This is a genomic window from Natrinema altunense (genome assembly GCF_000731985.1).
Taxonomy (GTDB): Archaea; Halobacteriota; Halobacteria; order Halobacteriales; family Natrialbaceae; genus Natrinema; species Natrinema altunense.
Window position 1 is genome coordinate 150,625 of the sequence record NZ_JNCS01000006.1, and the last position, 26,076, is coordinate 176,700.

A 26,076-nucleotide genomic window follows, 5' to 3' on the forward strand; every position below is an offset into this window, starting at 1 on the left:
AGTCCCTCAGTGGAACGAATAAAGAAGGTTGCGAACGGGCGCTCCCAGCCGAAACTCGGACCTGAGTAAATCACTCGCCGACGGGGACGATCAGCCGGGGTCTCCCGCGCTCCGACCCCGACCGCGGTCAGGCCTCGAGGATCTCGTCCTCGTCGGTCTCGGGGACGGTCATCGAGCCGTCGAGAACGGTCACGCCGCGGCCGCCGACACGGACGCCGTCCCCGAGGCGAACGCGAACGATCCCCGGCCGGTCGACGTAGTGACCCTGCTCGAGTCGAAGTTCCGCCGGCAGATCGCCGTCGAACGCGCCGAAGCGATCGAGGTACACACTGACGGCCCCGCTCGCGGTGCCGGTGACGGGGTCCTCCGGAACGCCGGCTCCCGGCGCGAACATCCGCCCGTGGACCGTCGACTCGGCCTCGAGCGCGTCGAACGTGAACAGATAGACGCCCGTCGCGTCGACGGCGTTCGTCAGCGCCTCGACCGCCGCCAAGTCGGGGTCGGCGTCGCCGACGTCGGAGAGGTACGTGATCGGGACGATCAGGAACGGGAGGCCCGTCGAGGCCACCGCGAGCGGGATGTCGTCGCTCGCGCCCTCGAGCGCGGCCCGGTCTACCCCGAGCGCGTCGGCCACGCGGCCGTAGCCGATGTCGACCTCGCGGATCGACGGCTCGTCCTGTGTCAGCCAGACCGTCCCGTCCTCGTCCACGTCGATCTCGAGTCGGCCGACGTTCGTCTCGAGGGTCGTCGTCCCGGGCTCGAGACCCTCGTCGCGGAGGTGGGCGAAGGTGCCGATCGTCGCGTGGCCACAGAGATCGACCTCCTGTGTCGGCGTGAAGTACCTGACCCGGCGGTCGGCGGTCTCGCTCGATCGTAGGAAGGCGGTCTCGCTGACGGCCATCTCCGCGGCGATCGCCTGCATCTGGTCGCTCGAGAGGCCGTCCGCGTCCGGGACGACGCCGGCCGGATTCCCGGTGTGTGGCTCGTCGGTGAACGCGTCGACCTGCAAGATACGAGTCGTCTCCATACGACGTAGGTTGGACGACCGGCGTATGAATCCTCGGTCGTGTCGCGTCCCACGGGCCGCGATCGGCCGTCAGAGCCCGTCGATCCAGTCCGCGAGATCGGCGACGACCTCCTCGGCGACGGTGTTCCGAACGGCGTACGCGAACTCCACCGACGGTCCCTCGCCCGGCATGAGCAGGTGGTCGAGCCCGTCGTACGTCTCGAACGTCGCGTCCGCCCCCTCGAGTTCGGATCGCCACCGCTCGAGGTCGTCGGCCGCGCTGACCTGAAAGTCACGGGTCCCTTGCAGGAACAAGCGCGGCGCGTCGATGCCCGCCGCAGTCCCGAGGTGGTCGTACGCTGTAAGACTGTCCCAGAACGCGCCCGGCTTGCCGAGCAGCGTTTCGGTCGGCTCGTACTCTCCCGCACGAACTCGTTCGATCTCGTCGGTCCAGGTCTCGTAAACGTCCGCCAGATCCGTCCACTCGCGGTCGCCGACGGAGACCTTGTGCTCGAGTTGGGCCAGCGTCAGTTCGTGGTACGGACGCGCCGGCGCTGCGAGGCCGACGATGCCCGCGGTCTCCCCGTCGCGTGCGGCGACTCTCGGTGCCGCTCGACCGCCGAGTCCGTGGCCGACGACGACGAGCCGGTCCGGATCGACGCCGTCGGTCGCCCGGAGCGTCTCGATCGCCTTCGCCGCGTCGTCGACGGTGACGTAATCGAGCGTGTAGTCACCAGGGTCGACTTCGCACACGGGTAGCCGCTTGTCGTACCGAAGGCTCGCGACGCCTCGCGTCGCGAGTCCCTCGGCCAGATCGGTGAACAGCTGCGTCCCACCTCGAGCGGCGTTCCGGGTCACCGGTCCGGAATCGTGGACGAAGACGACGCCGGGAACGTCGTCGCCGTCGGCGGGCATCGTGACGGTTCCCGGGAGCGAACAGCCATCGGCCGCGAGGGTGACGTCTCCGGTGGCGATCGAACTTGAGTCGACGTACGACGGCCGCTCGTACTGGTCAGCGACGCCGCAGTCGACGAGGCGGGATCGGCCGTCGACGACGACGCGACACTCGTGGTGTCCGCGAGCGAAGGCAAGCGTCACGTCAACGGCGGTAACGTCGGTTCCAGTCGTCACGGCCGTCTCGACGATTCCCTCGAACGCCCCGCCAACCGCGCTGTACCCCATCCAGAGCCGCTCGAGGCGGCCGGGATCGCCGCGTCGCTCCCGCTCGGCCGCGACGAATCGCTCGCTGGCCGCGTCGAACCGATCGGTCGCGAGGTCCTCGACGAACGCTGTCGCCGCGTCGCGGTGGGTCTCCGGGTCGTGTCCGTCTTCCTCCGTCGCGTCGGCGAGCGGATCGGCGCAGCCGGCCGCTGCCGACGCCATCGCCGTCGATACCGCCGCCAATACGGTCCGTCGTCGGGGTGCCATCGATACCGGACCGACCACGGTCTGTCGGATAAAGACGAGGTCGTTTCTCCGTGACTGTATTCGATCCCGATACGTTTCCGGGCCGCAGTCATCGCCCGGTTCCTCGAGTGCGACCCGGTTGACGCCCAGCGTCTCGGCCACGTGCTCGTAACCGACATCGACCTCGCGAATGCGATGGTCGTCTTTCAAATCCGATACTGCTCCAGCTATCAGTCCTGTGTTCACATGATCTCATCCGTGTCCCATCAGAATGAGAATAGGTAATGTGGAACAGTAATTCATATATCGGTAGTTATATAATATTATTATATGGACGATGAGAATCCAACTCGACGCAGAGCGCTACAAATATTCGGAACTGCTGCGATCGGCGGTACCATGTCTCTCGGAGCAACGCCAGTTCAGGGAACGAACGGTGTGAGTCGTCCCGTTCTGGCCAGCGGAACGCGTACCATTCGTCGGATCCCCACGGACGATGGATATATTCGGGAAGTGAAATTCGAGATCGAAGAGACGGATCCCATCTCAGTCGAAGTGCGAGACGGCGTTGTTACGACGAATACCGAGTCCGGTAGTTCTAATCCTGCTGTCGAGCCAGGTAGTACAGTTGACCTCGGGAGCGACGAAATGACGGTCGATGAACAAGCGATTGAAGTTCAGCTTTCGGAACAGACTGATGTCGATAGTGCTCTCAAGGAGACCGGATTAGATATAACCCGAAGGGATGATCCGGACGTGATCGAATATGAAGATACAACAATATTGGGGACTGTCGAGCAACATTATGCCCAGGAGATGCGGACGCGGGACGCACTTTTAGCCGACGATTCCGTCTCCACGCAGGCAGAATCGAATCCGCTGCTTGCTGCGGATTGTTCGAAATACACGTACAACGGAGACAACCCGTCCGATGCAGACGACCTCGCCGAGCGAACAGCACCGATTAATGTCGCGTGGGATACTGGAACCGATGCATCGGACATACAGGCAGAGATGCAGAATATCGGCTGGGAATCGCCATGGCCGTCCGGTGATAAATACATCCTTGAGGACGAATCCACGGTCAAGGCGCAGGATGAGCATATAAAAAAGAACATCACTCCTACTGTGGTGCCAACTCAGTATCACGTCCGAGCGTATGATCTGTCCGGCGTTGATAATTTAGCGGTTATCGGTGCGGGTCATAGAGACCCGGCGGATCACAACCAAGGCTGCGAATGGGTCGGGATCGGCTGTGATGTCAACTGGAAGGTGTCGGAGACACGCGAAGAAGTGTCGGATGACTGGTCGAACGTGTTGACAAAGTGGGCGGGGAACGCAAACGTTGACTCCGCATCGGGCAATTACGACTACATTCGGGGAGATATAAGAAGTTGATGCCAATTATACAGACTGTGGTCCTGTCTGTCCAGTAACCTCGAGGGAAGACAGGTGACCGCGTAGCAATTATCGACACGCCAGTAGTATCAAACTAGTATGCAGGGCAATATTGACCCGACATTCGGGAGCAGGCCTGTTGATGCGGGCGTCTCGGTCGCGCTTGCATCGTTTACCCTTCTAGGACTGTACGCCCTCCAGAGGCGAACCGACACGCCGAAAGGGGGCGCTGCAGCCAGTAGTGGGTGGTACGTCTTGATGTGTGCTCTGGTCTACCTTGGGCCGCGATATGTCCATGACACGTTTGCATCCGGCGTCTTCACGTTTCAGTATCTCCTCTGGGTCTTCGCGACTGTCCTTCCATTAGTGGCGCTTCAGGCCGGACTTCCAGTGTACATTTTTGCAACCCGTGGAAACGTGGGCGCGTTAGTTGGATTGTTCGCTGTAACTGTTGTCACGTTTTGGGGACTACTGGGCACGGGTGGTGAGTCGGATATCCTGATCGGATACCCTTACGCTGTATTTCCGGTCGCCGTCATCATCGTTTCAGTTACGACCGGCGTAGACATCGCTGCCCGAAAAGTAGTAAACCGGGTCAGTATTTGACCTCCACCCACCCATGAAGATGCTTACCCGGCGGGCTGTGGACGCGACGTGCCCGTTAGGGTCGAAGACCCCGTGCCAGAACGGGGGATATCAGCAATATTATAGGCTGAACAGGTGCAATACCACGCCGTTCACGGTGTGGATACGAGCCGTTACTTGTCGTAACAACTCACCGTTCAAACGCCACCCCCGAGTTTCCCATGGTGCTGGTTAAGTGGCAGGCGACCGACTGTAGAGTCGGAATCGGTCGGAACGGATCGGATTCCGAACCGTCCTTCGGAGGCGGCCTGTCCGCCCACGAAACGAGGCAGTATCCGGAACGGCAGTCGGTGAACGCACATTCCAGAAGAGTGTGTCTGTGCTGACTGTTCAAAGCGAGCACCACGATACCCCCGACTCTGCTGACACCTGCCGGCGTCCCGCTGGCAAAAACAACACCGGAACGCCACACACGGTCGAGGAGAGGGGTAACGGCGGTTTGGCACCGCCAGCAGTCCACCAGTTCGATGTGTGGGACTACCCGTGCCCGAAAGGACTGGGAGTCCGGTGACTGGACTGCGAACCTGAAACTCCTACCGCTCGGGATTCCTCCGCGTTTACCCGGAGGAGGATGTCAATCGGGTGGTACTGTTCCAGTTCGACAGGAGAGCCACCGACCAGCCGACTCTTACCGACTCCGTACGGCTATCCGCCGGGAGCGGTCACCTACCGCTAGCTGTGCGATGGACACACCCGCTGTACTGACCAATCAGTACAGTGGTTACACCATCTCGAGTGCCGGTGGCTCACTCCCTGTTCGCGACTCGAGGAACTGCTCCTCCGCTTCGGAGAGGTCGTGGTCGCGGTACTCCTCGAGGCCGGCTTGGTACCGCTCTCGATCGGTCCACGCCGCAGTATCGGGGTCGTCCGGCGTCGGGTACTCGAGGATCAGTTCGGCGATCCCGGTCGTCTCGCCGGTGTAGGCGAAGCCGGTCCGGTAGAGCGCCTCGTAGGCGAAGGGGTTGTTGACGGCGATCCGGAGCCGGTCGTACCCGCGTTCGACGGCGCGGTCCCGAACCAGCCGACAGAGTCGGGGACCGATCCCCTCACCCCGGCGCTCGCGGTCGACGGTCACGTAGCGCAGCCACAGGGTGTCCTCGTCGGTTCGGTCCTCGTTGAACGCGACGGCCGCGACGAGTCGGCCGTCGGCCGTCCGCGCTACCGCCTTGCCCGTGTTCGTCATGACGAACTTGCCGGCGTAGCTGAACCGTTCGTGATCGAGTCGGAGTTTGGGACCGTCCGGCGGCCATGCGAGCAGTTCGAACTCCACGGGAGTGCTTCGCGGGCGAACCACTACAATGCACGGGATCGGACCGTCCATCTGTCCTGAGATGCCGGTCTCCTAACGTAACAAATCCTTTTGGACCCGTTCGTGATACCGATGGCACGATGAGCAGTGAATCCGATACGATGGCCACAAACGGACTCAGCGGCTACGCCGGCTGGCTCGTCGGCGGTGCACTGGGCGGCGCGATCGGCGCGGTCGCGTTCGGCATCGTCATGTGGCTGCTCGATCCGAACGTGCTCTCGGCCGCGATCCCCGCGATATACGGCCTCGAGCCCGTCGGACCCGTCGGCTGGGGGATTCACGTCGCCCACGGGATCGGTCTCGGAATTATTTTCGGCCTGTTGATCACGCGGCCCCTGTTTCTCGGCATCCTCCGGAGCGACGCCGAGACGGACGCACTCGCCCGAACCGGCATCGTCTTTCGAACGATCGCTGCCGGATTCGTCTTCGGACTCGTCGTCTGGACGGTCCTCCCGCTGCTCGTGCTCCCCGTCTGGATGGACACGATTGGCGGCAGCGGCGGGGCCAACGCCCTCACGTCGACCGTCGCGGGCAGTCTGTTCGGCCACCTCCTGTTCGGCACCGTCCTCGGAGCGGTCTTCGTGGCCACGGTCGACCTCCACGACAGAACGGCCGAAACCCCGTTTTGAACCACTCCGGGACTCGGCTTCGATCGAAAGGCCGTCGCACATAGCGATAGCAACCACCTCTTGGCCGAGTTTGTTTTCTTCCCGTCGGCGTGTGAGAACGTGCTGCGTGGACCGCGATTCGAATACCCATCAGATGGCTGGGGCTCGCGATTTCGTTCGGTGAAGTAATGCGCGGACTGGGACTCGAACCACGCGAAGACGGTCACGGTCGCTCCGCTCGCGCGCTACGACTGTCTCTAATCCAAACCCTTCTTCCGATTGCCGTCGCTCGCGAACTTGCTCGCGACAGCAATGCGCGGACCGGGATTTGAACCCGGGCCATGAGCTTGGAAGGCTCAGGTCCTACCACTAGACCATCCGCGCGCATCTCCGCTTTTCCGTTCCACGTTTAAGGCTCTTCCTTTTCCGATCGGTCCTCGGCTAGCGATTTCGTCTCGATCCCGCCGTCACGCGGAAAAATAGCAGGTCGGCAGGGTATCGATCGCTCCGCCTCGAGAGCAACCGCCGCGACGCCGAAGCGGGGCGTTACTGCTCGAGGAGCGTGCCGGCGGAGCCGACGGCGATATCGACAGCGCCAGTTGTGATGGCCTTCAGGTTCTCGCCGACCGGAGTCTTGTTCCGGGCCCACGTGCCGCCCTCGAGTTCGAAGATCGCACCGCCGCTGCCGACGGTGTAGCCGGTGCCGCCCTCGGTTTCGATGTCGAAGAGGGTGGCATCGCCGAGGCTCTCGGAGACCCACTGACTCCCGTCGTAGGTGAAGACGGACGCGTTGCCGCCGCTAACGCGGACGTCGTCCTTCGCGTCGCTATCGAGGCCGTAGTAGGCGACGCCGGCGTCTTCGATACCGATCGGGTCCCAGGTGACGCCGTCGTCGGTGGCGAAGACCTTGCCGTTCGTATCGATGACGTGGCCCGAGCGCGTGTCGTAGCACTCGATGGCCTTCAGCCCGGAGCCGCTGCCGGGCACCTCGTAGTTCCAGGTGCCTTCCTTGCCGTTGTCGAAGCTGTAGTGAATCGCGCCGGAGTCGTCGGCCACGTACACGTCCGCTTCGCCCGCGGGACCGGTAACGGAAACGTCGTTGAAGTTCGCGGTGAAGTCGTTGGGTGCCGAGCGGTCGATCAGGTTGCCGGTGGTGACGTCGTACTCGCCGACCGCGCCGCTCGCGCCGACGATCCAGAGTCGTTCGCCGTCGTCCGTGGTGTCGACGCCGTAGAGGTCGTTCCCGTTGCCGGAGGGACCGCCCTGCAGGACGACCTCCCAGCCGTTGGCGGTGCGTTCGATGACCAATCCAGCGCCCGCGACCGCGTGGGGGTTCGTGGCCGTATCCGAGACATCGTAGAGCGTGGTGTCGACCGGGGTCTCGACGACCGTCCAGTCGGACTCAGCGGCGGAAACCGTCGCGGGGACGGTAACTGCGGCAAGCGATGCGCCTGCGACCTTCAGCGCCGAACGTCGGGTGAAGTCCGTCATAGCGCATCCGGGGCTGGTAGTGAGATATCCATAAAAGCTGGACGTTCTTCAGACGATTAACGTCCGTTCCGGACGTTTCACTCCATTTTATTCCGTTCTCACTGACTGGTACTCGGCCGAAAAACAGCGTCGTCAGCGGGCTCAAAATAGCAATTCCAATTTCCTATGGAAATTGCTCACAAGACGCGGCACGATCACCATCGCGGAGGTGCGACATGCCGGTCGTCGCTCCGCTCGGTTCGCGACCGGTGCTCAGCGACCGGGTCTCGAGTCGCCCGCGGCCTGGATTCGAACTCGACTACCCGGTCGGTTCCGCCCCCGCGACCGTCGCGTAACAGTTGCCACTCGAGAGCGCCGACTCTCGGAGCGCGAGGTCACTGTCAGCGAGGTCGGCTTCGAACTCGTCGGGAGCGTAGATGTGATAGAACCGGTCGACCGGCTCGCCGCCGGGGAGGGTCCACTCGACCGTCGTGTCGAACCCCTCAGTCGCGTCGAACCGGTCGTGGGCGGTCGACCACGCGCTGACGAGCGCGCGGCCGTCGGGGGAGAGCACTCGCGCGAGTTCGTCGAGGCTGTCCCGCCGGGCCGCCCGCGTCGGCAGGTGATGCAGCGTCGCGACGTAGACCGCGATGTCGACGCTGTTCTCGGCCAGCGGCAGCGTTGCCGCATCGCCCTGAATCAACTCGACCGCAAACGCACGCTCGCGGGCGCGGTCCCGGCCCGTCTCGAGCAGGCCGCGGCTGACGTCGAAGCCGACGACCGACTCGCAGTCGGCGGCCAGCAGTTCGGCGTGGCGGCAGTTGCCACAGCCGAGATCGAGACCGACGCCATCGCGCGCGTGGGCGTCGACGAATGCTTCGACCTCGGGCCAGGCGTACTCCCGCGTGGATGCGAAGTGAGTCGCGATCCGGTCGTAGGTGTCGCGTACGTCCTCGCGTCGAGCGACTTCGTCTCGGTTCGACTCTCGGTCCTGATCGCCGGCCATCGTCGGCTTTCCTCGGGGGACGCGCAAAAAGCGTTCGCAAAACCGCCCCGATTCCGGGATCGGTCACGATGCCCATCACGAAAGTCCCCTCCTCGCTCTCCCGTTACTTCGGACCGCCGTCCGTGCTGCCCGTCACGCGCCGTCGGTCACAGCTGCCGCGCTTCGTGGGGCGTGAGTCGACAACCACACGGCCCGGCGACGTGAGTCATCGGCCCCCGAGTCGTGACCGTGACCACCCGACTATCACAGTGGGGACACGGCGGAAAACTCGAGTGGCCGTCCGACTCGGCGTCGGCGGCCGTCCCGACCGACGCGTCCGACTCACCGTCGGTCATCGTGACACCCCGGCGGGGAGCGATCGCTGACTCGAGCGCGGACGGCGCTGGCGATACTGCTGTCGTGCGAGACGTTTATGTCTCGGTAGAATGAACTGGAACATGGCTTGCAAACGGCTCGTGTTTGGAAGCCACGTCTCGGGTGCTGCAACACCCGGGGCATTTCAACGCATGCCCCCCGCGGCGGTTTCGGAAACGTAGCTTCCATCCGGATAATGTCCGTACTGTAACTTATAGCTACTGGAATGATCGACTCCCGCGTTTCCGAACGGGTCCGCTCGAGGCCAATCCGAGGGTTCGCCGGTTCGAATGTGGGTCCGTACCGGGGTCTCGAGGAATTCGAGGGGTTTATCTATTCCCGACGGGAACTGTGGAATGCGTACGAGGGCTCGTAGATCAGGGGTAGATCACTCCCTTGGCATGGGAGAGGCCCCGGGTTCAAATCCCGGCGAGTCCATCGCTGTTTTGCCGTTTCAGTCCTTCTACTCCCCGAATACGTGTATTTGTGGGTGTTCTGAAGACTATCCGTGAGCCGATGCTTTCAGCTGCTCATTTGTGGGTCATTGTCCTGTCTATCGATCTTCGGTGAAGTCGCGTCGCTGTTCCATCTTCTCGCGGTCTGTACGCCTGTCGCTCGAGGACTTCCGAGGACACGTCACAGCGGTCGCTGACGATTTTCTCGGGGATGTCCTCGCGGACCTGGTGCGTGATCGCGCCGCGCCGGAGCGACCGCGTACTGTGATCTCGACGAGCGACGAGCTGGTCGGCGCGTCGCGCACGTCGTCGACCGTCCGGATGGTCGTCGCGAGATCGCGCGGCACCGGCGTCTCTCGGAACTTGTCACCCTTCCCGTGCCAGACGCGGAGCATCGTCCCAACGTCAGTATCGACGATGTCCTCCGGCGCAACGTCGAGGACTTCGTGTGAGCGGAGCCCGCACCGCGCTCCAAGCGCGAACGCGATCCGCTGTTGGGTGTCGTCGGCGGCCTCGAGCAGCTGTTCTACTTCGCTCTGGCTGAGCTAGACCTTCATGTCGTCGCGGTTCTCGTGCTGTTGGAGATTCATGGCGTCCGGGTTGCCTGCATTCCGGACAAGAATCGCCGGGAATCTAGTTTTTTTTCGGTGGGGCTCGAGGGGGAGATCGGGCCGATTCTGTCCGACTCTACCAGTATTCTCGGACACAAGGCTCGCGGTAACTACGTGTGCGAACTTATCGAAACCCATTTTTGACAGAAATCCATCCACTATTGTATGCGAAATTTATTGGTTGGAAAGTTAATCGGATCCGAGATGTGGAACAACAGGTGGTACGTCTATGTAGGTTCACCCGTTTTTGCGTTTCTCGGTGCCCTACTTTACTGGTTCTTTGGCGTTCACTTAGTTTCATCACCATTAGCGGAAACCGTATTAATGATTCTATCTCCAGGGGTTACAGTCATAATTGGTTGTGCGATACTCGCTGTAATTGATGAGATGTGATTCAAACGTATGATGCTCTGATATGTATCTCACCTGTACTTACCGCTGTCCTCGAGGACGGTGTTCGCGGACACGGTACTCACGAGAGTGTGGAGACTGAACACATTATCCCAACGTTGGTTGTTAGAAGACATGGATTGGGCCTTTCGCATCCGCAAGGACGTTGATCCAAAGACACAGCTTCTGATACTGCTATTAGCAGTTGCGGTTATTGCATCGTTGCAGTATTTCAATATACTCTGATTTTGGAACCGCCTCTTTGGAGCGACTGGTCTCGTTCTACACTGATCGAGACGTGTCTTCCCTGTACTTTGTCAGTGACGACAACTCGATGTATATAGCACGTGTCGTCATCGATATGGACCCGCTGCTGGTTGGAAGTGGGGTACTTAGTGGGACCGCCGGAACCCTCTCCTTCCTTGTTGAGTTATTGTTCCGATATCGGTCGCGATAACAGGGGCAGGCAGACGCGGATCGCAGCGGATTGCGTTCACTCGAGTAAGGTAAGTCGGTTCTAACACGCTCTTATATCCGGATTCTACTGAGTGGTCAAACCGTATGACGATGAATCGCGATGAGGCCACGCGGCCCTCACTGATAGCGACGTGTGAATGAAGGCCGGAATGGTTGCAGGCGGCTTCCTCGCGCCGTACCTCGTCGGCACGACAACGGGCACGATGCTCCATCGGAAATACTCGGCAGGATGCCACTTGGCGAGAATGTCGACAAACGACGCTAACCTCTCGGGTCGTACTCTCGAACTCTCGAGGTGCTTGATGAGTGCGTCAAGAACGGCGCGCTTGGGCGCGTCGTTGTCGTAGAGTGAATTCATCGGAGTCGGGCGTTCCTTTTAGCGCCGTCCAACTACAACATCCGTTTCAGAAACGTGTTTATAGTACGGTAACGACAGCGCTCACAACTCCGCCTAGGAGTAGCACAAGACCAGCACGGTATGGTGTTATCGGTCCTTCTTTGCTAACTCCGAGGATCGTAACTGGATGCAAAAGCAAGAGTGCACCGACAAGGGACACCGTCGCTGGCAGAGTAATGCCGGCAGTAAGGACTGGAACTTCCAGTGTCATGAACCAAATCCCGAAGTACAGTGCAAATATCGCAAAAGCCCGCGCACCGGGCGTCACGTCCGTATTACTGAACACCACAAAAATCGCTGCAGGCCACCACCACAGAATCACGCCAAGACCGATAGTAGCAACTGAAACGATTTACACACTGATCGCAACGCCCTCGTGCGATCAGGTGTGCAATGACTTTCAGTTGCTACTATAGCCAGAACGTCCCGAATAGTAGTCCAATCGCCATACAACGTGCTGTACTATCTACCAAATAGTACTTTTCCTGTATTGAACGGCGTCGCTGTCCGACTCGACTGTGATTCGCGGACACCACGGACGCGTCATCGCTATCCAGTTACTCCAGTTCTTCGCCGAGATGTAACAGGCGACCGGTAGGGAACTTGTGATCGACACGCACCTCGAGATCAAACGAGTCCCCGAAGCGGGCACTCACGTTCCGCACGTTGAAACAGAACGGGTACGAGATCGTCCGGTGAAAGCACGAGATCGGGATCTTCCTCGATGACTCCGACCCCGATTATTACGAGGCGTGGAAGGGACACGCTGAATTGCTATCCCAGAGTGTTGACGACTTCCTGCGTCCGGAAAACAACAGTTCCGAAACGGAATCAAACACGTTCGCCCGCCGCTTCATTTCGGTACGGACGTCGGCGCGAGATGAGACGAACTGCACAGCGACACTGCAGGCGTCATCGGCCGTGGCCGTGACGGCGAGCCAGCGGCACCCTTTTAGGAAGCAATCGCATCGATGGCGACGTGGGACGCTATCAGCCGGGGACACACGACTCATTCATCAAGTGCGAGACGCCCCGATGCGGGGCGAACAACGCGCCGGAAGGGACAGCGGAGTACGACACCGAGTGCTGGCGATGCGGTGACCCCCTCGGCGGAAAACCCGAAGTCGGCGACGAGGTCACCGTCGACATCGTCGATCGGCAGTCCGACGGCACGCTCGTCTGTAAGACCGAAAGCGGCTTCGTCCTCTTTCTCGAGGCGGACATCGCGGCGATCGAGGCCACGGTTCGCGTGACCACCGTCGAGGAGACCCATGGGGAAGCGGATCTCGTCGAAACCGGAGCGTAAGTCCGCCCGCGGAGAACCGCTCGCTCGTCGCCGACTCGAGTCGGTCGAACGACGGAACGGGAGTTAGAACAGGCCTCTGAGGAGTACCAGGGCCACCCCGGAGAGGACGATGAAGCTGAGGAAGCCGATGAAGATGAGTCCCGCCTGCCGTCCGGTGAGCGATTCGCCGTCGAGGAATTCGTCGTCCATAGGCGGTGATCGTAATTCGATCGCTTAAACGTGATGGTCCGTTTAGCGAGACGATCGTAACGAGCCGACGGCTCGCGGGTGACTCGAGCGGGAGGCGATGTGGCTGGCTGGACGGTCGAAGCGGGGGCTCTCGGTTCGGCCGCGTCCGAATCGCGCTCGCGATGGCGGGCGAGTGCTCATCTGCCCTCGGGATCACCCTCCGGATCGTCGTCCGACTCTTCGACGCGGTCGAACTCGGTCGCTCCGCACGAACAACCGTCCTGACCGATGATTCGAATCTCGCCGTCGGGCCACTGCCGGGCCGCATAGATCGATCCACACGCCGTGCACGCTGCGAGCGTCCGCGTTACGTCGTCTTTGTGTGCCATCCCCACCGAGGATCTAGCGGATGGCGGAAAGAACGTTTCCACTCACGAAACGTTCACGGAAACCGAAGCGGTCGCCGGCAGTCCGAACGACGGCCGCGGACTGGCTCGAGGGAGACGGCGTCCCCGCGTCTCGAGTTCGGTGTCGCGACGGCTCCGAGCGCGCAGTCGGATCGCCCGTCGCCGAGAACTGGCCGTCTTCGGACGTGAGACCATCGGAGCCGGGAGCGGCGGCATCCCAGTCGGCAGTCGCTCGAGGGCGAAGCGGGCACGAGAAATCGGTCCCGATCGTCGGACACGGAGCAGCGAGTTATTCGTTGAGATGGCCGCGATAGCCCTTGGGCTCGAACCCGCGCCGGCAGATTACGCGCTTGCGGCCGACGGTGATCGCACTGATCTGGTCGTCGGCTTCCATGCGGTCGATGACGCCCTCGAGGCGCTCCGACGACCAGCCGGTTTCCTCGCGGACGGTCGATTGGTCGACGCGGCCGCCGCGCTTGACGAGCAGTCTGAGAACCTTGTCCTCGTCGGGGAGGTCGCGTTCGTCGACGCCGTACTCGATTTCTTCGGCGTAGCTTAACGTTTCGTCCTCGGATTGCTCGCTCGATTCCTCCGTGGCCGGTGCGGACTCGTCCGATTGGGAGTCGTCGGTCGACCCGCTCCAGAGAGACGACAGACGAGCCCAGAGTGTATTGAATACCATCGATGGATCACGCTCCGTTGGGACTACCGCAACTTGAACGCCCACCTACCTTGATTTTATGTTTTGTACGGGTCATGAGTGATTTCCGTCGAGTACGGTGTGACTATCGTGACGGCCCCGTCGTCGAATAGCGACCCCCTTGCGAACCGCAAGTCAGTTATCACTTTCGGCGACCGACAGGCTCGCCGACCAACCCGGCTCGAGCGACCGATGACACGTCTCGGACGGGCGAAACTGCGGTCGTCACGGGGTGCCGCGCCTCACGACTCGAACGGTGAGACGACTCGTGAGCCGTCGACGGCGGGAACGATCCTCGACTCGAGCCACCGCGCCCCGTCATCGGTCGGTCGGTCCGACGGCGTCGTGGTAGGCGTCGGCGAGCGCGTCGAGGGCCTCGTGGTGGTTCGTTGTGTGAGGGGCGGTCAGCGGCGAGACGCTGATGCGCCCCTCGACGACGGCACGACGATCCGTGCCGTCGGGATCGGGAAGGGAGTCGGGGTCCATGTCGTCCCAGACGCGGTCGTGAAGCGTGACGTGGGTCCCGTCGCGTTCGGCGTCCATCTCGTAGCGCTTCGAGGGGCGCGTGATCTCGATCGGCGCGGGGTCGCCGTCGGGCAGCGGCACGTTGACGTTGAGATAGGCCGCGTGATCGAAGACACCCGCCTCGAGCGCGTTTTCGGCGAGATACGAGGTGACGCGCGCGGCTTCGGCGTACTCCTCGGCGGTCACGTCGACCTCCTTGAAGGGAGTGTCGTCGACGGGGACGTACAGCGACGTGGCGATCGCGGGCACGTCGAAGAACGCGGCCTCGACGGCCGCGCTGATCGTGCCCGACCGGCCGAGAACGTACTCACCGAGGTTCGCGCCCTTGTTACAGCCCGCGACGACCAGATCGGGATACGGGCCGAGTTCGGCGAGGCCGGCGACGACGCAGTCGGCGGGCGTCCCGTGGACCGCATACCCCAGCCCGCGCTCGTCGACCTCGACTTCGTGGGAGAGCGACCGACCGCAGGCGCTCCGGTCGTCGGCCGGAGCGACGACGGTCACGTTGGCGTGCTCGGAAAGGGCGTCGTACAGGGCCCTGATACCGGTGCTATCGATCCCGTCGTCGTTGGTCAACAGGATCTCACAGTCGTCGCTCATGTCACCCCGGTTGGCCGGCGGTGCGAAAAGCCCACCGCTTCGGGGCGCGACTCAGGCGATCCGGTCGACGATCGTCTCCTCGTCGACGACCAGGTTGTACGCTCCTTCGTCGTCGTTCCAGAGCGCGAGGACGCCCTCGAACGAGCAGACGTCGCCGTAGTCGGCCTCGAGCAGCGGCCGGTTGAGCGCCGTCTCCCTCGTGACGACGGCGTAGTGGTCGGTGTCCTCGCTGCCGTCGCTGATCTTGAACAGGGGGTTCGACCGCCCGCTCCCGCGACCGCCGTTCCCGTCGCCGTCGCTCAGCGATCGACTGAGTTTCGCCGCGACGAGATCGATCCGCTCGGTGACGTGGCGTTCCATCTCGGCCATCTGCGCCCACTCGCTGGTCTCGAGGCGCATGTCGATCCGCCGCCGGCCGTCGAGTCGCAGTTGCGCGTAGGAAAACTGCACGTCGACGTTGACGAACTCGCCGGGCGCGTGCTCGTCGCCGTCCGGCGTCGCCTCGTCGAGGCGGCGCTGGAACGCCGGGGCCTCGAGATCGGGTCGGACGTCGAACGACCACCCGCGATCCGAGGGCCGTTCGCCGGGCCAGAGCCGGACCGTGGGGCCGTAGACGGTGACTTCGCCGCGGCGGTACGTCTCCGCGTCCCCGCCGCTCTCGTCGTCGAAATCCACGGCCGTCCGTTCCCAGAGCCGCTCGTCCTCGAGGTCGCGTTCCACCTCGCGCAGGCCCACGCTGGTGTTCTTGTCCGCGGGTGCCATCGCGAGGAAGGTACCCGTCGGCGCGAGCGTTTCGAGGGCCGACCGCGCGACGGCGACGGGGTTCTCGAGTTCGCTCAGGACGTTACAGGCGAGGATCAGATCGAAGCCGTCGTCGGGCGCGGTGGGATCGAACCCGTCACCGCTGCCGGCCTCGCTCGGATCGAACGCCTCCGCGGTCGTCCGGTGGATCGTCGGGTGGACGTTCCGCCCCGTCTCGGCGAGCAACTCCTCGAGCACGTCCGCGGCGGCGCTCGGCTCGACTGCGTGGTACTCGAGCAGGGCGTCGTCGGGCAGATAGTCGCAGAGCCCGAGCGCGGGGCCGCCGACCCCCGCACCGAGATCGAGGACGCGAAGGGTGCGGTCGAGCAGGCCGCGGTCCGCGAGGTCGTCGAGCGCGTACTGGATCGCCGCGTAGTAGCCCGGCAGGTGATAGATCGCGTAGCCGGCCGCGACGTCGTCGTCGTAGTCGACGGACCGGCCGTCGAGATAGTCGGCCTTGAAGCGGCGGATCGTCGACCGGAGCAGGTCACCGGACGCGCCGGTTTCCCAATCGGGGCCGTACCGCTCGACGAGCAGGTCCTCGAGCCGGCGCTCGTACTCGGCGGGGAGGCGTTCGACCGGTCCCCGACGCGGCCGCACCGGTTCGTCGCCGACGGGGACGAACGTGCCGTCGTCCCGTTCGATCAGCCCGAGGGCGGCGGCCTCCTCGCGGAGGTGCTGTCGGACGACCGCGGGATGCGGGTTCCCCGTCACGTACTCGCAGATCTCGTCGGGGTCGATCGGTCGGACGTTACGCAGGTACTTCGCGTTCGATCGAATGGATTCGCGTTGCTCGCTCACTCGGTGTCACCCCGGGTATCGTGTCGCTCGTCGTCGCGTCGCTCCTGCCAGTCCGTTGTCGCCGCTCGGTACAGCGACTCGAGGTCGTCGGCGTCGGCGGCGGCGACCGCCGCGGCCGCGTCGGCGACCGCGTCCGCACCGTCGAACGTCGCCTGAATGTCGGCGTAGACCCGCGGCGTGCCACCGGTCACCCGTTCGACGAGTCGCCGCAACCCCTCGTAGATGGGGGTTTCGAACCCCGGCGGAACCGACTCCGCGGCCAGCGCGAAGGAAAGAACCGCGGCGTGGGCCGCCGCCTGGACCGACTCCATGGCCTCGTCGTGTTCCGCGGCGGTCGTCTCGAACACTGCGTTCCCGCGCGACTCGAGGGCCGCGAGGAGGGCGTCGGTCACGGGTCCCGATCGATCCCGAACGACGGCGATCGAGCCGGGTGCCCGTTCGGGCGCGAAAAGCGGATGCAGGCTCATGCGTTCCAGATCGGGTGCGTGACGCGCCATCGCCTCGACTGCGGGTGCCATGACGCCCGAGACGTCGATGACCGCCCGCTCGGCCCGCCCGGCCTGCTCCCCGATCGCGTCGGCGACGTGGGTCATCGGCACCGCGAGGCAGACGACATCGTACGTCGTTCCGCCCTCGAGAGCGGCGACGTCGCCGCCGACCGCATCGGCCGCGGCCGCCGCCGCGTCCGGCTCGAGATCGGCGAACGAGACCGGTGCGTCGACGGCCCCCCCGAACCACGTCCCCATCGACCCCGCGCCGACGATCAATACGTCCATCGACCGGTCCTACCTGCCGACGTTGCAAAAGCCGTTCGATCGACCGACTCGAGTGAGCCGCCGATCGCGGGCCGACGGTCGAGCGGTGGCGACTGTCTGCCAGAATATACAAGTCAATTCCACTGAGACAGGGTGTATGAACGTCGCCCAGTTGATACCAGTGTTGCTCGCAACTGGGGCTGTACTCGTCGTCCTGACGACCTATCCGTACCTGGCGACCGCGATCGCCTATCGGGACCGCGATAACGGCCTCTCGTATATCGTCTTCCTAATGGGGGTCGCGGTCTGGAACGGCCTGTTCGCCGCACAGGTGATCGACCCACGTCCGATCGTGAAAGGGTTCTTCTTCAGCATCGCGACGCTGGGCGCCATCCTGGCCGGGGTCGGTTGGCTGCTGTTCGCCAGTACGGCGAGTAGCACGCCGCTGTTGCCCTATCAAGGGGCAGTCTATCGGTTCGTGGCGCTGCTGGCCGGTCTCGAGATCGCGCTCGCGATCACCAACCCGGCACACGCACTGTACTGGGAGATCGCCGGCAGTTCGCCCGATATCCTGGCGTTTACCGTCATCGAACCGAACGTCGGCTACTGGCTGCATACGGCGTTCCTCGTCGCGCTGTTCGGAGCGGGGACGATTCTCTTCGGCCTCGCGTGGCGACGCGGGACCGACGTCCGGTACACGCGCAGTTACGCCATGGTCGGGGCCGCGACGACCGTGGCGATCGTCGGTAGCAACGTCTTCGTCGCCGGGACGGCCTCGGTCGCACCGCTGGCCGCCGGCTCCCTGACGACGATCGGCTGGGTGCAAGCCCAACAGAAACGATACCTCCAACTGCCGCGTCCGTACCGATGGATCGGGGACCTCCTCCAGTGACCGCACGCGCCGATCGGCCCCCGAAATTCGGTGGACTCGTCCCACGACGTTTCATAGCTCGAGCCCCAACCGTCCCCTATGGTACGAGTCGGGATCGTCGGTGCGGGGGCGGCCGCCGCGGCCGCGACTGCAGCCCTCGATGACGCCGCGACCGAGACGGAGATAACGGTACTCGAGAAATCCCGCGGGCTCTGTGGCCGCGCCGCGACGAGACGGCGGAACGGAATCGTCTACGACTACGGCGCGAACTACGTGAAAAACGACGACAAGCGGGTCGTCGACCTGCTGACCGAGACCCTGGACACCGAAGGGCTGGTCGACATCGCGGCACCGGTCTGGACCTTCGATAGCGACGGGACCGTCTCCGAAGGGGACGACCGCGGCGGACGGAAGTGGACCTACCGGCGGGGGCTGACCCAGATCGCAAAGCGGCTGTTCGCACGGACCGACGCGACCGTCGAACGGGAGACCCGCGTCGAGACGCTGCTCAGAACCGACGAGAGAGATGGCGGGAGCGACGCCGGCGACTGGTACCTAGCGGACGCCGACGGCGGTCGCTGGGGCCCCTTCGATGTCGTCCTCCTGAACCCGCCGGCACCCCAGACCGTCGATCTGCTTCGCTCGGCTGAGTGGGACGCCGACGTGCGCGACCGCCTCGCGGAGGCCATCGACGACGTGCCATTCCGGACGATCTGGACCGGCGTCTTCCACTACCCGTTCGAACTCGACCGACCCTACTACGCGCTCGTCAATACGGACAAAGAACACGACATCGGCTGGATCGGCCGCGAGGAGTGCAAACCCGGCCACGTCCCCGACGGCGAGTCGCTGCTGATCGTCCAGGCGAACCACGAGTGGTCGGTCGATCACTACGACGAGCCCCACGAACGGAACCGCGAGCGACTCGCGGCGCTTGCCGCCGACCTGCTCGGCGACCAGCGGGTGTACGAACCGGACTGGACCGACCACCAGGGGTGGCGGTACGCTTTGCCCGAGGACGGCGTCGCCCGCGACCCCCTGCAACTGGCCGAGGCCGAGGGGCTGTACTGTCTCGGGGACTGGGTTGCCGGCGACGCCAGGCTCCACGCGGCGCTCCGAAACGGTCTCGAGGTCGCCGATCGGATCGCGGACCGGGGCTGAGACCGGCGCTACACCGCCGACGTGACGGCGTCTATCACCGCGGTCTCGACGAAGATGACAACGTGGTCGCCGCCCTCGACGACCGTCTCGCCGCGAGGCGTGATCAGCGTCCCCGCACGGCCGATCGCCCCGACGACGACGCCGTCCGGAAGGTCGGCCATCGCGTCCTGAATCCGCCGCTCGAAGAGCACGCTCTCGGCGTCGACTTCGATCTCGAGGACCTCGGCACGGTCGGACTCGAGCATTGCGACGTTTTCCGTCCGCTGCTCGCGTGTGAACCGGGTGATCTCCTCGGAGGTGACGAGCCGAGGGTTGACGCCGACGTCGACCCCGACCGTCTCGAAGAGGTCGACGTACTCGCCGGACTCGACGAGTGCGATGGTTCGTTCGACCCCGATCCGCTTGGCCAACAGGGAGACGAGCAGGTTCTTTTCGTCGCTCTCGAGGGCGGCAACGACGATGTCGGACTCGTCGACGTGCTCCCGGACGAGGAAGTCGATGTCGGTCGCGTCGCTCTGGAGGACCATCGTTCCCGGGAGTTGCTCGGCCAGTTCCCGCGCCCGCCTGGGGTCCCGTTCGACCAGTCGCGGCTCGAGCCCCTCGGCTTCGAAGAGTCGGGCCGTCTGATAGCCCATCTCGGTCCCGCCGACGATGACGATCTCGTTTGCGTCCTCGAGCGTCGGTTCGGGCGTCAACGATCCCGCGAAGGCGCGGACGCTCTCTCGCGACCCGATGACGACGACGGCATCCCCCGCCTCGATGACGGTGTCCCCCTGCGGGATGACGATATCGTCGTCGCGCAGCAACGCAGCGAAGGTCAGCGACTCGAACCGATCGGCTTCGGACACCGTCTCGCCGGCGATGGGGCTGTCCGATTCGATTTCGAACTCGGCCATCTGAACGAGATCGCCGGCGAAGGTTTCGACGTCGTGTGCACCGGGTAAGCCGGCGATTCGGACGATCGTTTCGGCGGTCTGCAAGTCCGTACAGACCATGAAATCGATGCCGAACGCACCCCGGGATTGCTCCCAGGTACGCAGCAGGTTCGTCTTCTTGACGCGGGCGATCGTGAACGGCTCACCGACGGCCTTCGCCGCCCCGCAGATGACGATGTTGGTCTCGTCGACGTCGGTACTCGCGATCACCAGATCCGCGTCCGCGATGCCGGCCTCCCGCAGCGTCTCGATCGAGGTGCCGTCGCCCTGAATCGCCAACACGTCGTAGGCGTACGTGATCGCATCGATACGATCGGGGTCCGTATCGATGACGACCACGTTGTGGTCGTCGTCGAGGCTCGCGGCGATGTTCGATCCGACTTCGCCCGCACCGACGACGATCACGCGCATCGGGCCTTCACCCGCGGTGTGCGCTGTCTCGAGTCGGACCGGCGTCCGCACATATCCGCAGTGTCGGTCGCGAGCAGTAAGTGAGTTCGGCCTGATTCGGGACGCAAGTCGCGGGTGCGATCTTCGGGGCGATCAATACGGGGACGGGACGTGCCACCGGGCAGCCGCGAGCGAAGCGTCCGCGAGCGGAAAAGCGGCGAGCGAAAAGCCGATCACGGCATCTCGTGTACCGTCAACTCCACGTCTCGCTGACGGCCCTCGATGTCGGCAACCAGCCGCTCGACGACCGTACGGGCCTCGCCGAGCAGTTTGGGCTGGACTTTCTCGACGACCCAGTCCAGCGAGACGAACCGCGGGAGCGAGATGGCGTTCGTGTCGGCCGAATGCGGGTCGTACATCGCCTCGAAGTAGATCCGGCTCGCCGTCTCCGCGTCCGGCGGCGCGGACTCCGGCTCCGGTTCGACGCGCCACTCGCCGCGGGCGTCGATGTCGTTGACCAACCGCCACGTGAGCGATCTGGGGGCGGACACGTCGGTAACCCGCGACCGGGCGGTGTAGCTGAGCTTCCACCACGCCAACTCGAGGTCGTAGACGGAGCCGGCGTTGCCGGTTCCCTCGACCCGAACCTCTTTCAAGTGGTCCGTGTACCGCGGGTAGTCGGTAAACGACCGGACGTACGGGAAGACCTCCTCGGGCGACCGGTGAGCGAGCGTACTGAGGAGAATTCTATCCACACCGGCCGTACGACGGGTTCGAAAGTAAGGATTGCCATACTCTCGCTCGGAGTCGACCGGCGTCGCCCCGTCACCGACCGCGCTCGGTCGCGAGCGACGACGGCCCGCGTCGGTCACGACCGCGACACCGCTTCGCGTCGGTGGGCTCGCTATAGGTAGTCGCCGGCCAGTAGGTCGACGCGCTCCCTGGTCGCCTCGGGGATCGATTCCGGCGGCGTGTTGATCGTCCCCTCGAGCGCGGTCCAGGCCTCGCTCTCGAAGTCGTCGGGCATCGTTCGGATGGCGTGCTCGACGACCGCGTTGATCGCGTCCCGGTTGGCCGCCGCGTTCTCGAGGACCTCGTCCAGCGTGACTTCGCTGTCCGCCTTCCAGACGTCGTAGTCGGTGACGCCAGCGACGGTGGCGTAGCTCAGTTCGGCCTCGCGGGCGAGTTTCGCCTCGGGAACGGCGGTCATACCGACGATGTCCCAGCCCTGCTCGCGGTAGAACTCGCTTTCGGCTCGCGTGGAGTACTGCGGGCCTTCGATGCAGACGTAGGTGCCGTCCTTCTGGACGGGCGTATCGTCGGTCGCCTCGCGGGCCGATTCGGCGAGGTGGGCCGCCATCTCGGGACAGTAAGGGTCGGCAAAGCCCATGTGGACGACCATGCCGTCGCCGAAGAAGGTGGGCGAGCGGTGTTTGGTCCGATCGAAGATCTGGTCGGGAACGACCAGCGTCCGCGGCGGCAGGTCCTCGCGGAGGCTCCCGACCGCGTTCGTGGCGATGACGCGGTCGACGCCGACCGACTTGAGCGCGTAGATGTTCGCCCGGTAGGAGGCGTCGGTCGGGGGATGCTGGTGGTCCTCGCCGTGGCGCGGGAGGAAGGCGACTTCCCGCCCGCCGAGTTCGCCGAGGGTGACCGCCTCGCTCGGCTCACCGTACGGCGTCGAAACGTCCGTTTTCCGGGTATTCTCGAGTGGCAGTGCTTCGTAGATACCGCTACCGCCGATAACGCCGATCGTCATGCACTGGCCTCGTCGGACCAGCGTCGTAAACGATCTGGTTCCGTTCTCCGGATCGCTGCGACCGCTTGCGTCCATCGGTCGGCGAAGGGCGGCGCGGCCGCCGAGACGGCGTTCGAACCGTGGCTTAGCAATTGCGTTCGATCGCCACTCGCAACCGCTCCTCGAGATCGTCTTCGGTCCCGGCTCGCAGCGAGAGCCGCTCGTGGCGCTCGTCCGCGTCGAGCCGTTCCGCCAGCAGGCCGCTGCGGCGGTCGACCTCGAGCAGTAACTCGAAGCCGTCGTCCGCCGGGAGGGGAACGATCTCCAGTTCGTCGAGGTCGCCCGCGAAGGGGCCGGATCGGGGGACGAACTCGAACTCCTGGACGAAGCGGTGATCGGAGAACAGCGATTCCGTCGCCTCGCACTGTGCCGTCCGGAGCACGAAGCCGAGCGAGTCGACGGCGTCGAACAACGCCCGACGGAGCGGATCGGGCTCGATCTCGAGGGCGTCGCGGTCGTCCGGGTCGACCGCCCAGTCGATGTCGAGGCCGGTATCGAGCCAGACGCTCGTCGTCCCCATCGTGACGGGTGTGTGGGCCGGCACGTCGATCGACACGGTTCGGGTCCGCTCCTCGTCGGGCTCGATGGTAAACGAGTCGCCGACGCGGACCGTCTCGATCTTCGCCGTTCTCGTGCTCTCGTCGGTTTTGTACCGCGTCGCGAGCGCGAAGTAGATGCCGTCGATCTCCTGTGTGTCGTTGCCGCCGGTGATGTCGACGCGCGCGTCGACCGATTCCCCCGCCGTGAGCGTCGTCGGCAAGACCGTATCGACCGTCGCGGCACCGATACCGAGGCTGGATAGCACGCCTTTCATACGACGAGGGTGTCACAACCGTTGCTTATATATTTATCTCGTTGACACCACCGGACGGATGCCGCACGACGACTGCTGTCGGTCGGACGGCACCGACCGCCTCTCCTCCGACACGGAACTGCTGACGCGGACGCCGTACGTTAGTCGGCCGTAAGCGCCCACTCGTCGGTGCCGACCGACTCGAGGACGTCGCGCCGTTCCATCTCGCTGAGGACTTCGGACAGCCGATCCGGCTGGGCGATCTCCATCTCGATGCGCTCGATGCCGTGGTGTTCGCTGAGGAAGTGACGGAGTTCTTCGATCGTGAAGGACTCCTGGTCCGCCTTCTCCATCGCACTGGTGATCAGATCGACCATGTCCTCGATGAAGTTCCACGGGTAGACGACCCAGGTCCACTCCTCGAGTCGTTCGCCGACGTAATCGGGCCGGAACTCGCTGGTACCCAACAGTTGGAGGGTCGCGGTCCGGACCTCGCCGGCGTCGCGGTCGTCGACGTACTCGTAGGCCCGTTGGATCGAGCCGCCGGTATCGGCGATATCGTCGATGATGAGCACGTCCTTGTCTTCGACGCTGCCCTCGGGCATAGGGTAGCGGACGGTCGGCTCGCCGGCCTTCTCGGCGGTGCCGACGTAGTGTTCCATCTTCAGGCTCGTCAGGTCGTCCAGCCCGAGGAAGTCACAGAGACAGCGGCCGGCGAACCAGCCACCTCGAGCGAGCGCGACGACGACGTCGGGCTCGAACTCGTCGTCGCGAATGTCGTCGCTGACGTCCCGACACAGGCCGTAAATGTACTCCCAGTTGGTTATGGTACAATCGAAATCGTCCGGTAGATCGGACATCTGATGGCCACCTACCCGGTGACTCGAGCGCGGCCCCCTTAAGTTGGCTGAAACGGGCCGCGCCGCTAACGGGGGTCCCGCCGCTTCGGACGGAGCCGACAGTAATTTATAACCCAGTAATACAACCTAGTTATCGATGGCGCAGACTCAGATCCAGGCCGCCCGCGAGGGAACGGTGACGCCCGAAATGGAACGCATCGCCGAGCGAGAGAACCGCGAGCCGGAGTTCGTCCGCGAGCAGGTCGCGGCGGGACAGGCGGTCATTCCGGCAAACAAGCACCACGACGCGCTCGATGCGATGATTATCGGCCGGGAGTTCGCGACGAAAGTCAACGCCAACATCGGCAACAGCGAGACGACCAGCGACCTCGAGACGGAACTCGAGAAGCTCCACACCGCGGTCCACTACGGCGCGGACACCGTGATGGACCTCGGCACCGGCAGCGATCTCGACGAGATCCGAGAGGCCCACATCGACCACTCGCCGGTGCCGCTCGGGACGGTGCCGCTGTACGAGGCCGTCAAGCAGGCGGGCAGTCCCGAGGACATCACGAAAGACCTGCTGCTCGAGATCGTCGAAAAGCAGGCTAAACAGGGCGTCGACTACATGACGATTCATGCCGGCATCCTCGCCGAACACCTGCCGTTGACCGACGGACGCAAAACGGGGATCGTCTCGCGGGGCGGCTCGATCATGGCCAAGTGGATGGAGGAACACGGCGAGCAGAACCCGTTCTATCAAGTCTTCCACGAAATCTGTGAGATCTTCGCCGAGCACGACGTCACCTTCAGCCTCGGTGACAGTCTGCGACCGGGCTGCCTGGCCGACGCCTGCGACGAAGCCCAGTACGCCGAACTCGACACGCTGGGCGAACTAACTCGAGTGGGATGGGACCACGGCGTCCAGGTGATGGTCGAGGGACCGGGCCACGTCCCGATGCACAAGGTCGCCGAGAACGTCCAGCGCCAGCAGGAGGTCTGTGACGGCGCGCCCTTCTACGTGCTCGGGCCGCTGGTGACCGACATCGCGCCGGGCTACGACCACATCACCAGCGCCATCGGTGCCGCGATGGCGGCCCAGGCCGGCGCGGCGATGCTGTGTTACGTCACGCCGAAGGAACACCTCGGCCTTCCCGAGGAGGAAGACGTTCGCGACGGCCTCGCAGCGTATCGGATCGCCGCCCACGCCGCCGACGTGGGCACCGAACGCCCCGGCGCGCGCGACTGGGACGACGCCCTTTCCGAAGCGCGCTACGAGTTCGACTGGCGCGAACAGTTCGATCTCGCGCTCGATCCCGATCGCGCGCGCTCGTTCCACGACCAGACCCTGCCCGGCGATAACTACAAAGAAGCCCGCTTTTGTTCGATGTGCGGGGCCGAATTCTGCTCGATGCGGATCGATCAGGACGCCCGCGAGGACGGCGAGATGCAAGCGATCGAAGGCGAGGCGCGGACCGATCTCGAGTCCTCGCCGGCCGCGGAGGTCAACCGGCCGCCCGTGGGAACCCACGAGTCGGGCGCGTTGCCGCCGATGGCCGACCACGAGGGCGGCGACCCACTCGAGAAACCGGCCGACGAATAACTCGCTCAGTTCCCGCCGATCGGTCGGTATGTCTCGGTCACGTTACGTGGGTGGCAGGTCGGTGGGGGGTCGATATTCGAGAAGGTCCTG

The 26,076-nt window shown here is 64.1% G+C and carries 24 protein-coding genes, 2 tRNA genes and 1 pseudogene; 9 read left to right on the plus strand and 18 right to left on the minus strand.

Features of this window, described 5'->3' with window-relative positions:
- Positions 1 to 127: 127 nt before the first annotated feature.
- Positions 128 to 1,027, minus strand: coding sequence for a PhzF family phenazine biosynthesis protein (locus tag ALTAJ2_RS12625; protein WP_007107787.1), 900 nt, complete (start codon positions 1,025 to 1,027; stop codon positions 128 to 130).
- A 69-nt stretch (positions 1,028 to 1,096) separates the two neighbouring features.
- Positions 1,097 to 2,434 (minus strand): alpha/beta hydrolase family protein, encoded by a 1,338-nt coding sequence (locus ALTAJ2_RS12630; protein WP_049899670.1) that lies wholly within the window; start codon positions 2,432 to 2,434, stop codon positions 1,097 to 1,099.
- A gap of 309 nt (positions 2,435 to 2,743) precedes the next feature.
- On the opposite strand from ALTAJ2_RS12630, the gene ALTAJ2_RS12635 reads away from it, so the two are divergent.
- Both ALTAJ2_RS12635 and ALTAJ2_RS12640 read left to right on the plus strand, forming a co-directional pair.
- A complete protein-coding gene (locus ALTAJ2_RS12635) occupies positions 2,744 to 3,811 on the plus strand; it encodes a hypothetical protein (protein ID WP_239647735.1) in 1,068 nt (355 codons plus the stop codon).
- A gap of 99 nt (positions 3,812 to 3,910) precedes the next feature.
- Positions 3,911 to 4,417, plus strand: a complete 507-nt coding sequence (locus tag ALTAJ2_RS12640) for a hypothetical protein (protein ID WP_007107784.1) — start codon at positions 3,911 to 3,913, stop codon at positions 4,415 to 4,417.
- 760 nt (positions 4,418 to 5,177) lie between these two features.
- Here the strand turns inward: ALTAJ2_RS12640 and ALTAJ2_RS12645 are convergent.
- Positions 5,178 to 5,726, minus strand: coding sequence for a GNAT family N-acetyltransferase (locus ALTAJ2_RS12645; RefSeq protein ID WP_007107783.1), 549 nt, complete (start codon positions 5,724 to 5,726; stop codon positions 5,178 to 5,180).
- Between the two features lie 119 nt (positions 5,727 to 5,845).
- Here ALTAJ2_RS12645 and ALTAJ2_RS12650 point away from each other — a divergent pair, with 119 nt between their 5' ends.
- The gene (locus ALTAJ2_RS12650; protein ID WP_007107782.1) at positions 5,846 to 6,394 is read left to right on the plus strand and encodes a hypothetical protein; all 549 of its coding nucleotides are present in this window, start codon (positions 5,846 to 5,848) and stop codon (positions 6,392 to 6,394) included.
- 292 nt (positions 6,395 to 6,686) lie between these two features.
- Here the strand turns inward: ALTAJ2_RS12650 and ALTAJ2_RS12655 are convergent.
- The 3 genes from ALTAJ2_RS12655 to ALTAJ2_RS12665 all read right to left on the minus strand — a co-directional run bounded on the left by ALTAJ2_RS12655 (position 6,687) and on the right by ALTAJ2_RS12665 (position 8,849).
- Positions 6,687 to 6,757, minus strand: a tRNA-Gly gene (locus ALTAJ2_RS12655).
- 162 nt (positions 6,758 to 6,919) lie between these two features.
- Entirely contained in the window at positions 6,920 to 7,864 is a 945-nt protein-coding gene (locus tag ALTAJ2_RS12660) for a beta propeller repeat protein (protein WP_007107781.1), read from the minus strand.
- Between the two features lie 298 nt (positions 7,865 to 8,162).
- Positions 8,163 to 8,849 carry a class I SAM-dependent methyltransferase gene (locus ALTAJ2_RS12665; RefSeq protein ID WP_007107779.1) on the minus strand — a complete coding sequence of 229 codons (687 nt, stop codon included), beginning with the start codon at positions 8,847 to 8,849 and terminating at the stop codon, positions 8,163 to 8,165.
- A 720-nt stretch (positions 8,850 to 9,569) separates the two neighbouring features.
- Here ALTAJ2_RS12665 and ALTAJ2_RS12675 point away from each other — a divergent pair.
- Positions 9,570 to 9,641: transfer RNA gene (locus tag ALTAJ2_RS12675), tRNA-Ala, on the plus strand.
- 115 nt (positions 9,642 to 9,756) lie between these two features.
- Here the strand turns inward: ALTAJ2_RS12675 and ALTAJ2_RS20380 are convergent.
- Positions 9,757 to 9,922, minus strand: a pseudogene (locus ALTAJ2_RS20380) (site-specific integrase); the annotation flags it as partial.
- A 512-nt stretch (positions 9,923 to 10,434) separates the two neighbouring features.
- Here ALTAJ2_RS20380 and ALTAJ2_RS19210 point away from each other — a divergent pair.
- Both ALTAJ2_RS19210 and ALTAJ2_RS12685 read left to right on the plus strand, forming a co-directional pair.
- Positions 10,435 to 10,662, plus strand: coding sequence for a hypothetical protein (locus ALTAJ2_RS19210; protein WP_144240248.1), 228 nt, complete (start codon positions 10,435 to 10,437; stop codon positions 10,660 to 10,662).
- Between the two features lie 1,850 nt (positions 10,663 to 12,512).
- Positions 12,513 to 12,839 (plus strand): TRAM domain-containing protein, encoded by a 327-nt coding sequence (locus ALTAJ2_RS12685; protein WP_007107775.1) that lies wholly within the window; start codon positions 12,513 to 12,515, stop codon positions 12,837 to 12,839.
- Between the two features lie 63 nt (positions 12,840 to 12,902).
- Here ALTAJ2_RS12685 and ALTAJ2_RS20300 read toward each other — a convergent pair whose 3' ends face one another.
- The 6 genes from ALTAJ2_RS20300 to ALTAJ2_RS12710 form a co-directional block, all read right to left on the minus strand.
- On the minus strand, positions 12,903 to 13,028 hold the full coding sequence (locus ALTAJ2_RS20300) for a hypothetical protein (RefSeq protein WP_006186327.1): 126 nt from the start codon (positions 13,026 to 13,028) through the stop codon (positions 12,903 to 12,905).
- Positions 13,029 to 13,204: 176 nt separating this feature from the next.
- Positions 13,205 to 13,396 (minus strand): hypothetical protein, encoded by a 192-nt coding sequence (locus ALTAJ2_RS12690; RefSeq protein ID WP_007107774.1) that lies wholly within the window; start codon positions 13,394 to 13,396, stop codon positions 13,205 to 13,207.
- Positions 13,397 to 13,703: 307 nt separating this feature from the next.
- Entirely contained in the window at positions 13,704 to 14,096 is a 393-nt protein-coding gene (locus tag ALTAJ2_RS12695) for a helix-turn-helix transcriptional regulator (protein ID WP_007107773.1), read from the minus strand.
- 336 nt (positions 14,097 to 14,432) lie between these two features.
- A complete protein-coding gene (gene surE / locus ALTAJ2_RS12700; RefSeq protein ID WP_050031472.1) occupies positions 14,433 to 15,239 on the minus strand; it encodes a 5'/3'-nucleotidase SurE in 807 nt (268 codons plus the stop codon).
- Between the two features lie 51 nt (positions 15,240 to 15,290).
- Complete coding sequence (locus ALTAJ2_RS12705) at positions 15,291 to 16,841, minus strand: small ribosomal subunit Rsm22 family protein (protein ID WP_007107770.1); 1,551 nt, start codon at positions 16,839 to 16,841, stop codon at positions 15,291 to 15,293.
- Positions 16,838 to 17,617 (minus strand): prephenate dehydrogenase/arogenate dehydrogenase family protein, encoded by a 780-nt coding sequence (locus ALTAJ2_RS12710; RefSeq protein WP_007107769.1) that lies wholly within the window; start codon positions 17,615 to 17,617, stop codon positions 16,838 to 16,840. The genes ALTAJ2_RS12705 and ALTAJ2_RS12710 overlap by 4 nt, the downstream gene beginning before the upstream one ends.
- Positions 17,618 to 17,753: 136 nt before the next feature.
- Between ALTAJ2_RS12710 and ALTAJ2_RS12715 the strand changes: the two genes are divergently transcribed.
- Together ALTAJ2_RS12715 and ALTAJ2_RS12720 are read left to right on the plus strand one after the other, a co-directional pair.
- On the plus strand, positions 17,754 to 18,488 hold the full coding sequence (locus ALTAJ2_RS12715; protein ID WP_007107768.1) for a histidine kinase N-terminal 7TM domain-containing protein: 735 nt from the start codon (positions 17,754 to 17,756) through the stop codon (positions 18,486 to 18,488).
- Positions 18,489 to 18,566: 78 nt separating this feature from the next.
- Positions 18,567 to 19,628, plus strand: a complete 1,062-nt coding sequence (locus tag ALTAJ2_RS12720; RefSeq protein WP_007107767.1) for an NAD(P)/FAD-dependent oxidoreductase — start codon at positions 18,567 to 18,569, stop codon at positions 19,626 to 19,628.
- Between the two features lie 8 nt (positions 19,629 to 19,636).
- On the opposite strand, the gene trkA is transcribed toward ALTAJ2_RS12720, so the two are convergent.
- The 5 genes from trkA to ALTAJ2_RS12745 form a co-directional block, all read right to left on the minus strand.
- The gene (gene trkA, locus ALTAJ2_RS12725) at positions 19,637 to 20,974 is read right to left on the minus strand and encodes a Trk system potassium transporter TrkA (RefSeq protein WP_007107766.1); all 1,338 of its coding nucleotides are present in this window, start codon (positions 20,972 to 20,974) and stop codon (positions 19,637 to 19,639) included.
- A gap of 212 nt (positions 20,975 to 21,186) precedes the next feature.
- Positions 21,187 to 21,708, minus strand: a complete 522-nt coding sequence (locus tag ALTAJ2_RS12730) for an SRPBCC family protein (RefSeq protein WP_049899662.1) — start codon at positions 21,706 to 21,708, stop codon at positions 21,187 to 21,189.
- A 149-nt stretch (positions 21,709 to 21,857) separates the two neighbouring features.
- Positions 21,858 to 22,712, minus strand: coding sequence for an S-methyl-5'-thioadenosine phosphorylase (gene mtnP / locus ALTAJ2_RS12735; RefSeq protein ID WP_007107764.1), 855 nt, complete (start codon positions 22,710 to 22,712; stop codon positions 21,858 to 21,860).
- Positions 22,713 to 22,836: 124 nt separating this feature from the next.
- Entirely contained in the window at positions 22,837 to 23,565 is a 729-nt protein-coding gene (locus tag ALTAJ2_RS12740; RefSeq protein WP_007107763.1) for a sporulation protein, read from the minus strand.
- A gap of 140 nt (positions 23,566 to 23,705) precedes the next feature.
- Positions 23,706 to 24,404, minus strand: a complete 699-nt coding sequence (locus ALTAJ2_RS12745) for a phosphoribosyltransferase (protein WP_007107762.1) — start codon at positions 24,402 to 24,404, stop codon at positions 23,706 to 23,708.
- Positions 24,405 to 24,540: 136 nt separating this feature from the next.
- Here ALTAJ2_RS12745 and thiC point away from each other — a divergent pair, with 136 nt between their 5' ends.
- Entirely contained in the window at positions 24,541 to 25,986 is a 1,446-nt protein-coding gene (gene thiC / locus ALTAJ2_RS12750) for a phosphomethylpyrimidine synthase ThiC (RefSeq protein WP_007107761.1), read from the plus strand.
- The last annotated feature ends 90 nt before the right edge of the window (positions 25,987 to 26,076 follow it).